13 protein-coding genes are annotated in these 13168 nt (G+C 61.1%); 6 read left to right on the top strand and 7 right to left on the bottom strand.

Annotation, left to right across the window (positions count from 1 at the left end; all coding sequences use genetic code 11):
• Positions 1–9 precede the first annotated feature (9 nt).
• Entirely contained in the window at positions 10–831 is an 822-nt protein-coding gene (locus GYM47_RS05265; protein WP_139525458.1) for an ATP-binding cassette domain-containing protein, read from the top strand.
• The gene (locus tag GYM47_RS05260) at positions 824–1456 is read left to right on the top strand and encodes an ABC transporter ATP-binding protein (protein WP_139525457.1); all 633 of its coding nucleotides are present in this window, start codon (positions 824–826) and stop codon (positions 1454–1456) included. The genes GYM47_RS05265 and GYM47_RS05260 overlap by 8 nt, the downstream gene beginning before the upstream one ends.
• Here the strand turns inward: GYM47_RS05260 and GYM47_RS05255 are convergent.
• From GYM47_RS05255 to GYM47_RS05240, 4 genes are all read right to left on the bottom strand, one after another.
• Positions 1424–2611, bottom strand: coding sequence for an MFS transporter (locus GYM47_RS05255; protein ID WP_139525456.1), 1188 nt, complete (start codon positions 2609–2611; stop codon positions 1424–1426). The genes GYM47_RS05260 and GYM47_RS05255 overlap by 33 nt on opposite strands.
• Positions 2612–2648: 37 nt before the next feature.
• Complete coding sequence (locus GYM47_RS05250; protein ID WP_231125521.1) at positions 2649–3179, bottom strand: C40 family peptidase; 531 nt, start codon at positions 3177–3179, stop codon at positions 2649–2651.
• A gap of 211 nt (positions 3180–3390) precedes the next feature.
• The gene (locus GYM47_RS05245; RefSeq protein WP_153842323.1) at positions 3391–5856 is read right to left on the bottom strand and encodes a DUF1266 domain-containing protein; all 2466 of its coding nucleotides are present in this window, start codon (positions 5854–5856) and stop codon (positions 3391–3393) included.
• Between the two features lie 181 nt (positions 5857–6037).
• On the bottom strand, positions 6038–6280 hold the full coding sequence (locus GYM47_RS05240) for a GlsB/YeaQ/YmgE family stress response membrane protein (protein WP_139525453.1): 243 nt from the start codon (positions 6278–6280) through the stop codon (positions 6038–6040).
• A gap of 117 nt (positions 6281–6397) precedes the next feature.
• Here GYM47_RS05240 and GYM47_RS05235 point away from each other — a divergent pair, with 117 nt between their 5' ends.
• The 4 genes from GYM47_RS05235 to GYM47_RS05220 are packed head-to-tail and all read left to right on the top strand — an operon-like array spanning position 6398 to position 9987.
• Positions 6398–7267, top strand: coding sequence for a D-hexose-6-phosphate mutarotase (locus tag GYM47_RS05235; RefSeq protein ID WP_153842322.1), 870 nt, complete (start codon positions 6398–6400; stop codon positions 7265–7267).
• A 58-nt stretch (positions 7268–7325) separates the two neighbouring features.
• Positions 7326–7517 carry a hypothetical protein gene (locus GYM47_RS05230; RefSeq protein ID WP_058576924.1) on the top strand — a complete coding sequence of 64 codons (192 nt, stop codon included), beginning with the start codon at positions 7326–7328 and terminating at the stop codon, positions 7515–7517.
• Between the two features lie 47 nt (positions 7518–7564).
• Positions 7565–8953 (top strand): YcjX family GTP-binding protein, encoded by a 1389-nt coding sequence (locus GYM47_RS05225; RefSeq protein WP_153842321.1) that lies wholly within the window; start codon positions 7565–7567, stop codon positions 8951–8953.
• A complete protein-coding gene (locus GYM47_RS05220) occupies positions 8950–9987 on the top strand; it encodes a YcjF family protein (RefSeq protein WP_139525450.1) in 1038 nt (345 codons plus the stop codon). The genes GYM47_RS05225 and GYM47_RS05220 overlap by 4 nt, the downstream gene beginning before the upstream one ends.
• A gap of 18 nt (positions 9988–10005) precedes the next feature.
• Here the strand turns inward: GYM47_RS05220 and GYM47_RS05215 are convergent, their stop codons facing one another.
• The 3 genes from GYM47_RS05215 to GYM47_RS05205 form a co-directional block, all read right to left on the bottom strand.
• Positions 10006–11127, bottom strand: a complete 1122-nt coding sequence (locus tag GYM47_RS05215; protein ID WP_139525449.1) for an ABC transporter ATP-binding protein — start codon at positions 11125–11127, stop codon at positions 10006–10008.
• Between the two features lie 176 nt (positions 11128–11303).
• A complete protein-coding gene (locus GYM47_RS05210) occupies positions 11304–12182 on the bottom strand; it encodes a carbohydrate ABC transporter permease (RefSeq protein WP_139525448.1) in 879 nt (292 codons plus the stop codon).
• Positions 12175–13089, bottom strand: coding sequence for a carbohydrate ABC transporter permease (locus tag GYM47_RS05205; protein WP_139525447.1), 915 nt, complete (start codon positions 13087–13089; stop codon positions 12175–12177). The genes GYM47_RS05210 and GYM47_RS05205 overlap by 8 nt, the downstream gene beginning before the upstream one ends.
• Positions 13090–13168: the final 79 nt, after the last annotated feature.

The raw sequence follows: 13168 nt of genomic DNA, 5'->3' as shown, positions 1-13168 counted from the left end.
GAGTTTGCCATGCTGCATATCGAACGGCTGACCCTAGAACTGCCCCATTACCCCCGCTGGTGGCAAAGAGAGTGGGCCACCTGTATCGACGCGCTATCGCTGCACATAGCAGCGGGCGAAATACACGCGGTGGTGGGGGCATCAGGCGCAGGGAAAAGCCTGCTCGCCTACGCCATTATGGGACTGCTGCCGTCGGCGGCTAAGATGAAGGGAACGCTGCATTTTCACTCAGCGCCTTTAACCCCTGCGCGTCAGCGCCAGCTACGCGGCCATCAGCTAGCGCTGATTCCCCAATCACTAAGCGCCCTTGACCCTCTCGCTCGTAGCCAGCAACAGGTACGCTGGGCTGCCCAGCGCGTGGGGTTTGAACGCCCCGCCGCCGATCAGCGTGCCGAGGCGCTGCTCGGCCACTACCAGCTTAGCCACGCCGCCGCCCTCTACCCCCATGAGCTCTCGGGTGGCATGGCCCGTCGCGTACTCATCGCCATGGCCCAAGTGGGCAACGCGCACCTAGTGATTGCCGATGAGCCCAGCGTGGGTCTAGACCCCACACAGCGCGACCGCGTACTGGCAACGCTAAAGGCCATGGCACTCGAGGGCAAAGCAGTATTGCTGATTACCCACGACCTTCGCCATGCCCTGCCCATTGCCGACCGCGTCACCGTGATGCGACACGGCAAAGGCCTAGAGACCGCCCCCGCCAAAGCGTTTCAGGGCCAAGGGGAACGGTTAACCACCGCTTATGCACGCGCCCTCTGGCACGCGCTGCCGGATAACGCTTTCAGCACGCTGCCAGTCACCGCCTTGCGACAGGAGCCAACGCTTGCTTGAAGCCCATGGTGTCTCGTTTCACTTTCCTTCCGGCTTGCCGCTCCTGAAAGGAGTTTCCCTTCGGCTTGCACCTGGCGAATGGATCGGGCTCAGCGGCGACTCTGGGGCAGGAAAAACCACCCTGGGTAAACTGCTGGCAGGTCAGCTAGCCCCCCACGAGGGCCAAGTGACCATTGACGGCGCGCCGCTACCGACACAAGGTTTAAGCCCCGTACAGTGGCTTCCGCAGTCACCTGAGCTGGCGGTCAACCCGCGCTGGCGGGTAGGCAAGATAGTGAGAGAGGCATGGACACCCCCCGATACGCTGATGAAAGCGTTTGGTATTGAGCCGCACTGGCTCAAGCGTTTTCCCAGCGCCCTCTCTGGCGGAGAGCTACAGCGTGTATGCGTACTTCGCGCACTCGCCCCCGGCGTGCGCTACGTGGTGGCCGATGAAATCTCAACCATGCTGGATCCCATCACCCAATTAACCCTTTGGCAGGCGCTGCGCGCCCAAGCGGAACGCCACAACCTGGGCGTGCTGGTAATCAGCCACGATACGGCGCTGCTAAAGCGCCTGTGCCATCAACGGTGGCATTTGGCGGGTGGGCAATTAACGGCTGGTACGGCGCTCGAAGCGCCATAGGCCCACGCTAATGAACAGCGTCACGCAAAGCAGCAGCCACGAACCGATCGCCACGCCCTGCCACTGCGACCAGCGCCAAAAGGGCTCCAACCAAAAACCGCCAATGCTGGCACCTAGATAGTAAAACACGAGATAGAGCGCTGATGCGCTACCCCGCGCTCCTTGGGCATAGCGCCCCACCCAGCTAGACGCCAGCGAATGCGCCATAAAAAAGCCAAAAGCGTTAATGGTCAAACCCAATATGATCAGTGCCAGCGAGTCCGCCAAGGTCACAGCCGTCCCCAGCATCAGAATCACGATGCCTGCGCTAATACAGATGGCAGGTGAAAAACGCCCCGCCAACTTGCCGGACACCGTCGAACCAAAGGTACCGCCCAGATAGGTAAGAAAAATCAGCCCTAGACCGCTGGTCGCCAACTGATAAGGCGCATCCGCTAGACGAAAAGTGATATAGCTGTATTGGTTGATAAAAATCAGAAAGTTGATGCCGCCTAGACAGTAGGCGGCGAGCAGCACCGGTGAGCGCAGATGTCCCAGCAGGTCTGTCACTGCGTCACGCAAATGAAAACGTTTGGGCACGAAGGCTTGGCTGTTGGGCAGTAGCCGCCAGAAAAGCACACAGCCAACCAGGGTCATGGCTCCCACTGCAATAAACGCTGCCGTTGGCCCGCCGATGGCGGCGGCACCACCGCCAACGATACGTCCGCTGATACCGCCCAACGAATTGGCGCCGATATAGAGCCCGACGGCGCTCAGCAGAGCCGTCTTGTCGAACTCATCGCCCATCCAGGCAATGGCCACCGCAGGCAAACCTCCGAGCACGAAGCCTTGCAGCAAGCGCAGCAACAGCAAACTTTCGAAGGACGGCGCAAAGGCCAAGGCAAGCGACAGGCCACCGGCCAGGAGCAGCGTAAACCGCATGATGGCTTCCCGACCAATCGCGTCGGAGAGCGGCCCAAACACCAGCAGCGCCAAGGCCAGCGAGAGTGTCGACACCGACATCAGCAGGCTGACACCTAGCGTCGACACGCCATAGGTCTCTTTGAGTCCAGGCAGCAGCGGCTGCGGTACGTACAGGTTGATGAACACCAAAAACGACCCTAAACAGAGGGCCGCCGTCGCGCGCCACCAAGCGCGCGTCTTTGCTTCAATCATGGCCTTTCCAACGTGAACGGACGCTCACGGCGAACACTTACGGCATGAAACGGCTGCTGAGCTGAGCCAGATTGGTCGGCTCTAGCGCCCGACGCGACTGCCAGTAATAGCGCTGCCAATAGCTGTTGTCCAAGCTTGAGATGATCACCCCTTTGGAGGTGGACGCATGGAGAAAGTAGCCATTGCCGACGTAAATGCCCACATGGTTGTAGCGTCCCGGTGGGCGGAAGAAGACCAGATCGCCCGCCTGTAGCTCTTGGCGGTCGATCGGGCGTCCCTCATGCACTTGATCTTGGGTGGAACGGGGTAACTCGACGTCAAAGGTATCGCGGAATACGTTTCTCACCAGGGCAGAGCAATCGATCCCTCGATCCGTCGTTCCTCCAATCCGATAAGGCGTTCCGGCCCACCGCTGATGCTGCTCTAGAAGCGCTTGGCGCACGACTGTTGGCGGGGGTGTCTGCAGACTGCGAAGATGCGCATCGATGGGATCAACGGGCGACATTTGAGGATTGGCGCCCTGCATGCCGGGAAGCGACATCGAGAAGTAATCCTCGGGGGGTTCCATACCCTGGCGTGAGGCGGAGCCCGCACAACCAGCTAACAAAGCAACGACGACACAAACACTTACAACACGGACAGCGGTCACAGCGGGGTGTGGCGACGCAACCATGCGATTAACCTCGTGACTGAAGAAAAAGTGGAAAAGACCCAAGCATGAGAAAACTCATTTTTTACAAACCCTGGACTATAAGCTAGTTATCCTATGCTTGGCGAGCCTAATGTAAGATTCGTTGATCACCCGGCAGCGTATCGATATGCAGCGGCGCGAAATGGCGCGGCTTGTTGCCTGGAAAATCCAGGCTCGCCCAGGGGCCGGCCAGCACTGGCGCGCCGCATAACCAAGCCACCAGCGCTTGACGAAAACCGGCCAAGAAACTCTCTCGTTCCGGGGTGTCGCCCATGAAAAACGAAAACCCTGCGTACATGCCCGCCGCATACTCCTGCCAACCCGAGTAATGATCCGCCGCCAACTGATAGGCGCGGTCGAGCACGTTCGCGAACGCTGACTTGTCGAGCCAACCTAGCTGACGTGCCGCAATGGCGAGATCGACGAGCTGGGCAATGTCCCAGGCGGCCATATCCACGTCATTACAACCATCTTCGTTGGTACTCACTCGGCGCAGGCGCAACAAGTGGTGACGCTCCTCTTCGCCGCAGTCGCCGGACTCCAATATGGCGATCTCAGCCGCCAACCGCTCCGGGTTCAGCGTGTAGGGCGCGTAGTTGATCTGGTACTCCTGCCGATCTCCCGCCTCCAACATGAAGGTCAAAAACTCCTGCATGTCGTCGGCGCTAGAGAGGTGATAGTGGCTCTCTACCCATTCGCGAATGTCGGCGCACTCACGAGGACTTTCCAACTGTGGCTCGCTCCAGACCGCGCTGTTCAGCGGCCCCACCAGCGACATCGCCGTGAAGTGGGTCAATGTAGGTCTCTCACCCGGTTCGCACCAAGCATCGGGGCGCCAATCTAGCCAGTGGAACAGGCTGCCAGGATCTTCCAAATGCCATGCGATTTCATTGATCAGCGAATCATGCTCGGGCTCTGGCAGGCAACTCTCCCAGGCAAACCACGCCTCTAGCAGACGCTTGGGCGACGCATAAAAGCGACACAAGCAGCTACGTAAGGCGCTAGCGTGTTGCATGAGCGGTTCGCGCTCGAACAGACCACTGTCGAAAGCCATATGCAGATAGAAGGCAAATTTCTCCGCCATGTGAATCGTCGCGGCGTGGCGGCTCACGCCTTTTACCGCGTTGCGCTGTTTGAGCTCATCGGGGGTCGGCTGACCAAAGCGCGTCTGCGACGGTGGCAATACGCCATGGGCGGCATCCGCAGCCAGCTGGTTAAGATGGTGCGCCTGGGCAGGTAGCCAGTAGCGCGCCAGCACTTGGTGGCCCTCATCGGCATGCAGCCCCAGAGAGTCTTGAAGGTAAACGGCGGCATCTGCCCTGCGCTGTTCGGCGATCGGCGCTGACGGATCGAGTTGCCGCAACATGACGTCCGGCTCGCGGACGCCCGCCAACGCGAGCAGCCAATGGTGCGGCGTATGACGCCATGCTTTGATGCGCGCCCGCGAGGCATCACGGGTCGGCTCGTCCAGTAACGCCCCCAGCGAGTGTTTCCAAGGGCTGTGGGGCGCGTGCATGAGCAGCTTATGACGCGCGCTAGGCGTCATCCCCCGGCGATCGACGCCCTCGAAGAGGCTTTGCCCGCGAAGGTAGGCTTTCAGTACAGCATGCCAGTCGTGGTAACGGCGCCCGACGAGATCAGCCGCGTGGGCCGCCAGGTCGTCCGCTTCCACCTGGCTTAGCCAGCCGCAGCAGGCACCGGCCCAGGCAAGCTCCACCAATCGCAGCCAATCCCAGGCAGCCCACTCCAGCGGCTCGCCCTGATTGACGAACGTGGTGAGCACCGGCGCGTAAGGCGCATCGTTCACCGCGCCCCGTTGCCACTCTTGGCGCTGAGCATGATCCATGGTTAGCAGTTCGCGGGCTTCGATATCCCAGCGCTGGCGCTCGCCCTGGGCACTGAGCCAAAGCATCACTTCCAGTAACTGCTCACGGTCGTGAATCTGCCAAACACGCGCCAACCACTGCGTGGCGTCGGGCCAATCGGCGGTGCTGGCTGGATAGCACACCAGCGGGCGGAACAGTGCGCCCAACCGCCAGGGCTGGGCTGCAGCAGACTGAGGCCACAACGATGCTGGGGCGCCACGCTCGGCGAGCGCGGCATCCAGCGCCTGCCAGGTAACACCTTCACCTTCACTCTCTAGATCCGACAACGCTTGGCAGGCATCGATAAAACGGTCATCGGCACCGGTTTCCCAGCCTTTAGCACCTAAGGCGCGGCGCAGGTCGGCCAGCCACGCTCGCTGATCGCCGTAGTCGGCGGTGATGCGTCGTATTAGGTGGTGCGCCCAGTTCGCCGCCTGCGCCTGACTCAACCAGCCTGCTGCTCCCGCCAGGGCTGACCACTCCAGCGCGCCCAGCAGTTGGTCGGCACCCCCCGATGGCGCACCAAGGGCAAAAAATAGCTGGTCTGCCAACGCGCCACGATCTGTCATACCCAGTTCCAGCAGGCGCTGCTCCGCTGCAACCGCATCCACCGCCAGTGGATGCGGCGTAAAAGCCCAGTCACACAGCACCAGCTGTTGAGCCCACCAGGTAGTTAGTGCGTCGACCAAAAGACACCTCGAAGAAACAGAAAGCGATCCATGAAAGCCATCACCCATCGGAGCAGCCAGTCGCGGCTGCTAAAAGCCGAATAGTGTAACGGAATCTGCTGCCAAGACCGATAGCCGCCGCACAAAACAGCGCTGCCCGGCACAAAGGCCGGGCAGCAGATACCACTTAGCGTGAGAAACGCTAGGCGCTTTTAACTTTACTAATGACCCATAACAAGACCACGGCCCCCACGGTCGCCGTGACGAGCGAGCCGATGAAGCCGCCCGCCTGCAGCCCCAGCAGGCTGAATAGGAAACCACCGACGAGCGCACCGACCACGCCGACGCCAATGTTACCGAGCACGCCAAAGCCGCCGCCACGCATGATGTTGCCGGCGATCCAGCCAGCTAAACCACCAATGATTAACCACGCAATAAAGCCCATACTACCTCCTTGGTTTCACTCAGCTTGGGGTTTTACCTTCCATCTATGCTTGTCCTACCATAGCACACGGCGCTACTGTTCTGCCTATTTGTTGCCTTTGCCCACAAGGATTCCCCTATGATTCCCGACTCCCTTAAACAGCTACTTAGTCATGTTGATGGTCATCAACGCGTCACCTGGGAAGGCCGTGACGTTACGCTCTTCAACATGGCCTGGGGGGAAATGGTCATTAGCCTGCAAGGCGCACAGGTGCTGCACTTTCAGCCGACAGGCGACACTGGCTGGCTATGGGTAACGCCAACGCCCCAAGCGCTGCCCGGCGCGATCCGTGGCGGCATCCCGCTCTGCTGGCCTTGGTTCGCCGACGAGCGCTACGCTGACGAAAGCCCCGAGCGTAACGGCCCCTTTCATGGGCTTGCCCGTCACGCCATGTGGCGCCTGGACGCCGTTGACGACCACGCCGAAGGCATCGAGGTCCACCTCTCGCCAGAAGAGCGTCTGCATAGCCAGCTCACCGCGCGCGTGGTGATTCAAGCCAACGCCCAGCGGCTCAACGTCGAGATCATCAGCGAAAACATCGGCGATGCCCCGATCAAGACCAGCGGTGCGCTGCACAGCTACTTGGCTGTCCATGACGCCCATCAGTGCCGTTTAGAGGGCCTGGCGGGGGCGCGCTACCTGGACAAGCTGCGCGACTTTGCCGAGTCTGAGCAGCAGGGCACGCTGGCGATTCGTGGACCGGTCGACCGTATTTATCACACCAACGAAGCCGTGCTGCTCGACGACGGTCAGCGCACGCTGCGCATCGGCAAACAGTCCAGCGACTCTACGGTGATCTGGCACCCGGATAGCGAACTGCCCAACGATACCCCCGCTGACGCCGCCAAGCACTTTGTATGCGTCGAAGCCGCCAATACTCGCCTTGATCCCGTTTGGCTGGTTCCCGGAGCACAGCACTTGCTAGGGACGACAATAAGCCGCGGTTAATGATCGGTTCATCGAGGCTTTGCTATGATCATGCCACCAATATCCCCAAGGAGAGACGATGGATCCGCAGCAATGGCTGGAGGCCGCCACGCTGGCCTTTAACCTAATCGGCATGGTGGTGTGCTTGGTGGGTTTGACCCTTGCGCAAAAAATGCAGCGCCGCTGGCCCGGCTATAGCCTTGCGGTCGTTGGCTTCATCATTGCGACCCTGCCCATGCTCTCTCAGCTGGTCTTGATGTGGCAGCGCTAGCGCGCTCATCTCATTCGAACGCCCTACCCAACCAAGGAAGCGACAGGATGCGCCAGCCGCTGAGCCGCGAATTGAGCAACCTATTAGAGCGAAGCCGAGACCGGCAGCTGCGTCTGGCGGTGACGGGTCTGTCGCAAGCAGGAAAAACAGCCTTTTTGACCTCGCTAGTGAACCAACTGCGCCATGCAGGCGTAGAAGCACGATTAGACCTGTTATCGGTTGCCCGCGAAGGGCGATTGCTAGGCGCGCAGCGTTTGAATCAGCCTGACCTAGGGGTGCCGCGTTTCCCTTACGACCCCGGCATGGCCTCGCTGAGAGACACACCGCCGCGCTGGCCAGAGCCTACTCGGGGTATCAGCGAGCTTCGCTTGCAGCTGCGCTACCGCCCTGCCCAACAGGGCTGGTTCACGCCGGATATCGCTCACCTGACACTGGACCTGTTCGACTACCCTGGCGAATGGCTGCTGGATTTACCGCTGCTGCAGCACGACTTCTATAGTTGGAGCCAGAGCCAAGCCCAGCACGAAGGCCCCCATCGCCGAGCGCTGTTTAGCGAATGGTTGGCCGAAGCAGAGCAGCTAGACCCCACGGCGGAAGCCGATGAAGCGCAGCTCGCCACGCTGGCCGAGGCCTACGCATTGGGCCTACGGCGCGCCAAGCAGGCGGGCTTTTCTAACCTGCAGCCGGGGCGTTTTTTGCTGCCCGGCGAGCTGGATGGCGCACCGGTGCTGCAGTTCTTCCCGTTGCCCGGATTAGATATTCCCAAAGAAACCCTCGACGCGCTGCCCGAGTCGAGCCTCTACGCCACCCTGGCGGCGCGTTTTCGCTACTATCAGCAGCAGGTGGTTCGCCCCTTCTACCGCGACCACTTCCGCCGCTTTGACCGCCAGATTGTGCTGGTGGACGTGCTGGGCGCGCTCAATGCCGGGCCGGAGCGCTTCGAGGATCTTTCCCGCGCGCTGCAACAGCTGATGAAGAGCTTTGATTACGGCAAGCGCAGCCTGCTGACCCGGCTGTTCGCTCCCAAAATTGACCGCCTCGCCATTGCCGCCACCAAAGCGGACCATGTGACACCCGACCAACACACCCAAGTGGTGCAGCTGTTAGAAGCGCTGCTGGCGGAGCCATTGAAAGACTTACGCTTTGCAGATATCCCGGTGAAAGCGCTGTCGTTGGCGGCCATTCGCGCCACCGAGGCCCGCGAAGTGCTGCATGATGGCAAGCGAACACCAGCGCTGAAAGGCACCACGTTAGAAGGCGAAGACGTGCTGGTGTACCCCGGCGATGTGCCCAGCCGCCTGCCCAAAGCCGATTTTTGGCAGCAGCAAGGGTTTGATTTCCCCAGCTTCCGCCCGATGCCCGCCGATAGCGAGGCACTGCCCCACATCCGTATGGACGCCGCGATTGACTGGCTGATTGGAGACAAACTGACATGAGCAACCCTCAGCCCCGCCGCGACTTCCACACCGAAGCGCCGCCCGAACCTACCCCGGAAACCCTGCGCCAGCACGAACGCTTTTCGGCGACTGAATCGCACCAGCCGCTAGCGACCCAAGCCGAACTCAAAGCACTGCCGGAAGAGACCCTAGGCGCGCCCCGCAAGCGCCGCTGGGGGCTGATGTTCGCCTTGGCAGGCGGAGCCACACTCGGCACGGTAGAGCTGGCAACCGGCATTCCTGACGCGCTGTCCCAGTCCCAGTGGATGACGATGGCGTGGCAGCTGTTTGGGATTAGCCTGATTGGCTTGGGCGGTGTATCGCTTCTCAAGGAGCTGGGCCGTTTGCGGCGCTTAAAGCGACACGACCAGTTACGGGCCAACCTAGCCGAGCTTCCCCAGCGTTCCAGCCAGCAGGCCCAGGCGATGGCCGTTCAATTGAAACAGCAGCTCGCGCTGAGCAACGATGATCCTCACTGGCTGGCCTTCCAGCGGGCGTGCCAGCCGCACCACAGCGGGGAAGAGATTCAAACCCTGCTGCGCTACCACCTGCTGGCCCCCCGTGACCGGGAAGCTCAGCGGTTGATTACCCGGATGTCGGGGGAAACCGCCATCATGGTGGCGGTTTCCCCGCTGACCCTGGTGGACATGACGCTGGTGGCGTGGCGCAGCCTGGCCATGGTGGATCGGCTGAGCCGTCTGTACGGGCTGGAGCTTGGCTACGCCAGCCGCCTGCGGCTATTTCGCCACGTGCTGCACAACATGGCCTTTGCAGGCGCCAGCGAACTGGCCACCGATGCCAGCATGGACATGCTCTCGCTGGACTTGGCAGGCCGCCTTTCGGCGCGAGCCGGCCAGGGCTTGGCGACCGGGTTGCTGAGCGCCCGCCTGGGGCTGCGTGCCCAGCGGCTGTGCCGCCCGGTGGCCTTTACGCCAGAGGAGCAGCCCAAATTAGCCGACCTTCGCCAAGACCTCTGGCGGCAGATCAAGCGGCTCGACAAAGAGCCCGCCCCCGCCGCGCGTCACCGCGATTAATACCACTCACCCAGCGGCTCACGCCAGCCGCTGCTCGGTTTCGGCATCGAACAGCACCGCTCGGGACATATCGACCCTCAGCGCCAAGCGCTCCCCGGGTGATACCTCACATTTGGGCCCGACCCGCGCGGTAATCTCCTGCTCACCCAGCGGCAGGCGCAGCAGAATATCGGCACCGGTCGGTTCCACCACGCTCACCTTGGCGTCCAACAGCGTACCTTCGGCTTGCTCGCTGAGGCGCAGGTCCTCTTCGCTAAAGTGCTCGGGCCGTAGACCCAGAATCACCGGCTTGTCGAGCTGCTCTACCAAGCCTGCCGTGTGTCGGGCCGTTGGCCAGGGCAACAGCAGGTCGGCTTCGTCGGGGGTGGCAATGCGCAGTGCATAGCCATCGCCGTCGGCTTCTAGCGTGGCGCGGATGAAGTTCATCGACGGCGAGCCCATAAAGCCCGCCACGAACATATCCACCGGATTGTTGTAGACCTCATCGGGGCTGCCCAACTGCAGAATATGCCCGTCACGCATCACCGCGATACAGTCTGCCAGGGTCATGGCTTCTACCTGATCGTGGGTAACGTAAACGATAGTGGTGCCCAGGCGCTGGTGAAGCTTTTTGATCTCGGTGCGCATATCCACGCGCAGCTTGGCGTCCAGGTTCGAGAGCGGCTCGTCAAAAAGATAGACTTTGGGCTCCCGCGCCAGGGCACGCCCCATGGCCACCCGCTGGCGCTGGCCGCCGGAGAGCTGGGCGGGCTTGCGCTCTAGCAGGTGGGAGATTTGCAGCAGATCGGCCACCCGCTCCACGGCGGCTTCCCGCTCGGCCTTGGGCACTTTGCGCATCTCTAAACCAAAGCTGATGTTTTGGCGCACGGTCATGCTGGGGTACAGGGCGTAGGATTGGAACACCATGGCAATATCGCGCTCGGCGGGGGTGCGCCAAGTGACGTCCTCACCGTCGATATAGATATTGCCGCTGGTGACCGGCTCAAGCCCGGCGATGGCATTCATCAGCGTGGATTTCCCACAGCCGGATGGCCCCACCAGAATCAAAAACTCGCCGGAATCTATGGAGATGCTGACATCTTTCAGCACCCGCTCGCTGCCAAACTCTTTGCGTACGTTGTGAATCTCTAACGCTGCCATGATCAAAATCCTGTTCTAAGGGGGCTGGCAAGAAGCGCATTGGCACCGGTCAGATCACCCCTTGGCGGGGGCGCTGTAAACCCTTCCCTGGGCGCTACTTTCGCCGTCCTGGCGAAAGACCCCCGCTACGGGGTGATGCTGACCTCTACCTGCGACTGCCATGCACCTAGTTGTTATTAGCCCTTAACTGAGCCTGCCGTGAGCCCGCGTACGAAGTATTTACCCGCCAGCACGTACACCACCAGGGTGGGCAGTGCGGCAATCATGGCGGCGGCCATATCGACGTTGTATTCGCGCACGCCGGTGGAGGTGTTCACCAGATTATTGAGCGCCACGGTAACCGGCTGGGTGTCGTGTGCCGAGAACGCCACGCCGAATAGGAAGTCGTTCCAGATCTGGGTGAATTGCCAAATCACCGACACCACGATAATGGGCGCCGACACTGGCAGCAGGATGCGCCAGAAAATACGGAAGAACCCGGCTCCGTCCAGCTTGGCCGCCGAGACCAACTCGTTAGGAATCCCCACGTAGAAGTTACGGAAAAACAGCGTGGTAAAGGCGATACCAAACACTACGTGCACCAGGATCAGCCCCGCTCGAGAGCTAGAGAGCCCCAGCCAGCCCAGGGTTTGCGCCATGGGCAGTAGCACCACCTGAAACGGAATAAAGCAGCCGAACAGCATCAGCGCGAAGACCAGCTCGGAGCCTTTGAAGCGCCATTTTGTCAGCGCATAGCCGTTCAGCGCTCCCACGGCGGTGGAGATCAGCACCGCAGGAATGACGATGGCAAAGGAGTTCCAAAAATAACCACCCACGCCGTCGCAGCGCATACCGGTGCAGGCTTCACCCCAGGCTTTTGCCCAGGGGGCCAGCGTCGGATTTTGCGGTAACGACAGCAGCGACCCGGCGCTGATTTCGCTCAACGGTTTAATGGAGGTCATCAGCATGACCACCAACGGCAGCACGTAGAACAGCGCGGCGATGACCAGGACCGCGTACAGCACGCCACGCCATAACTTGGCCGCAGGCGTTTGGCGACGAATCACATTAGCCATGTTTGCGGCTCCTTAATTCGGAGTAGAGGTAAGGAATCAGGATGGCCAACACCCCACCGAGCATCAGCATGGCGCTGGCCGACCCCAGCCCGATCTGCGCCCGGTTGAACGCATGGGTATACATGAACGTGGCCGGCAGGTCCGTTGCATAACCCGGCCCGCCGCCGGTGAGCGCGACGACCAAGTCAAAACTCTTGATGGCAATGTGGGCCAGAATCATCACCGCGCTGAACACCACCGGGCGCAGGCAGGGCATGACCACCCGCCAGTAAATGCGCGGCAGGCTCGCGCCATCGAGCTGGGCGGCTTTGATAATGCTATCGTCGATACCGCGCAGCCCGGCGAGAAAGAGCGCCATCACGAAGCCAGAGGCCTGCCAAACGGCGGCAATCACCAAGGTGTAGATCGCCATATCCGGATCGACGATCCAGTCGAACTCGAACGACTCGAAGCCCCAGCTGCGCACCATGGCCTGAATGCCTAGCTGCGGGTTCAGCAGCCACTTCCACACGACCCCCGTAACAATGAACGACAGCGCCATGGGGTAGAGATACACCGTGCGTAGCGCGCCCTCCTGACGAATCTTTTGATCCAACAGCATTGCCAGCAGTGCCCCCAGCACTAAGCAGATCACGATAAACAGCGTGCCAAAGATCATCAGATTGGTAGACGCCACCCACCAGCGCTCGTTGGCCATCAGCCGCGCATACTGGCCAAACCCGACAAAATCGTAGCTGGGCAGCATACGCGAGCTGGTGAGTGATAAGACAAAGGTCCACAGCATAAAGCCGTAAACAAAAAACAGAGACACCGCCACCGAGGGTGCCAGCACTAGCCTTGGCAGCCAGGCCTGCAGCCGACCAGAGGCCGTTGGCCGCAACGCGGTGTGCGTTGGGGTTTCGCTCATGGGGAATTCCTCGCCAGTCAACCGCTAGCGCCGCCGTTGCGGCGGCGCTGGTTGCGTACGTTCAGCGCGTACTTGCGCT

This window comes from Vreelandella piezotolerans (assembly GCF_012427705.1).
Taxonomy (GTDB): domain Bacteria; phylum Pseudomonadota; class Gammaproteobacteria; order Pseudomonadales; family Halomonadaceae; genus Vreelandella; species Vreelandella piezotolerans.
The sequence above is the reverse complement of the archived record's forward strand: the minus strand, read 5'-3'. Positions and strand labels throughout refer to the sequence as shown.

Coding starts and splice junctions, on each gene's coding strand:
- GYM47_RS05265 (WP_139525458.1), top strand. CDS start 10: ATGCTGCATATCGAACGGCTGACCCTAGAACTGCCCCATTACCCCCGC.
- GYM47_RS05255 (WP_139525456.1), bottom strand. CDS start 2,611: ATGATTGAAGCAAAGACGCGCGCTTGGTGGCGCGCGACGGCGGCCCTC.
- GYM47_RS05250 (WP_231125521.1), bottom strand. CDS start 3,179: ATGGAACCCCCCGAGGATTACTTCTCGATGTCGCTTCCCGGCATGCAG.
- GYM47_RS05240 (WP_139525453.1), bottom strand. CDS start 6,280: ATGGGCTTTATTGCGTGGTTAATCATTGGTGGTTTAGCTGGCTGGATC.
- GYM47_RS05235 (WP_153842322.1), top strand. CDS start 6,398: ATGATTCCCGACTCCCTTAAACAGCTACTTAGTCATGTTGATGGTCAT.
- GYM47_RS05230 (WP_058576924.1), top strand. CDS start 7,326: ATGGATCCGCAGCAATGGCTGGAGGCCGCCACGCTGGCCTTTAACCTA.
- GYM47_RS05225 (WP_153842321.1), top strand. CDS start 7,565: ATGCGCCAGCCGCTGAGCCGCGAATTGAGCAACCTATTAGAGCGAAGC.
- GYM47_RS05220 (WP_139525450.1), top strand. CDS start 8,950: ATGAGCAACCCTCAGCCCCGCCGCGACTTCCACACCGAAGCGCCGCCC.
- GYM47_RS05215 (WP_139525449.1), bottom strand. CDS start 11,127: ATGGCAGCGTTAGAGATTCACAACGTACGCAAAGAGTTTGGCAGCGAG.
- GYM47_RS05210 (WP_139525448.1), bottom strand. CDS start 12,182: ATGGCTAATGTGATTCGTCGCCAAACGCCTGCGGCCAAGTTATGGCGT.
- GYM47_RS05205 (WP_139525447.1), bottom strand. CDS start 13,089: ATGAGCGAAACCCCAACGCACACCGCGTTGCGGCCAACGGCCTCTGGT.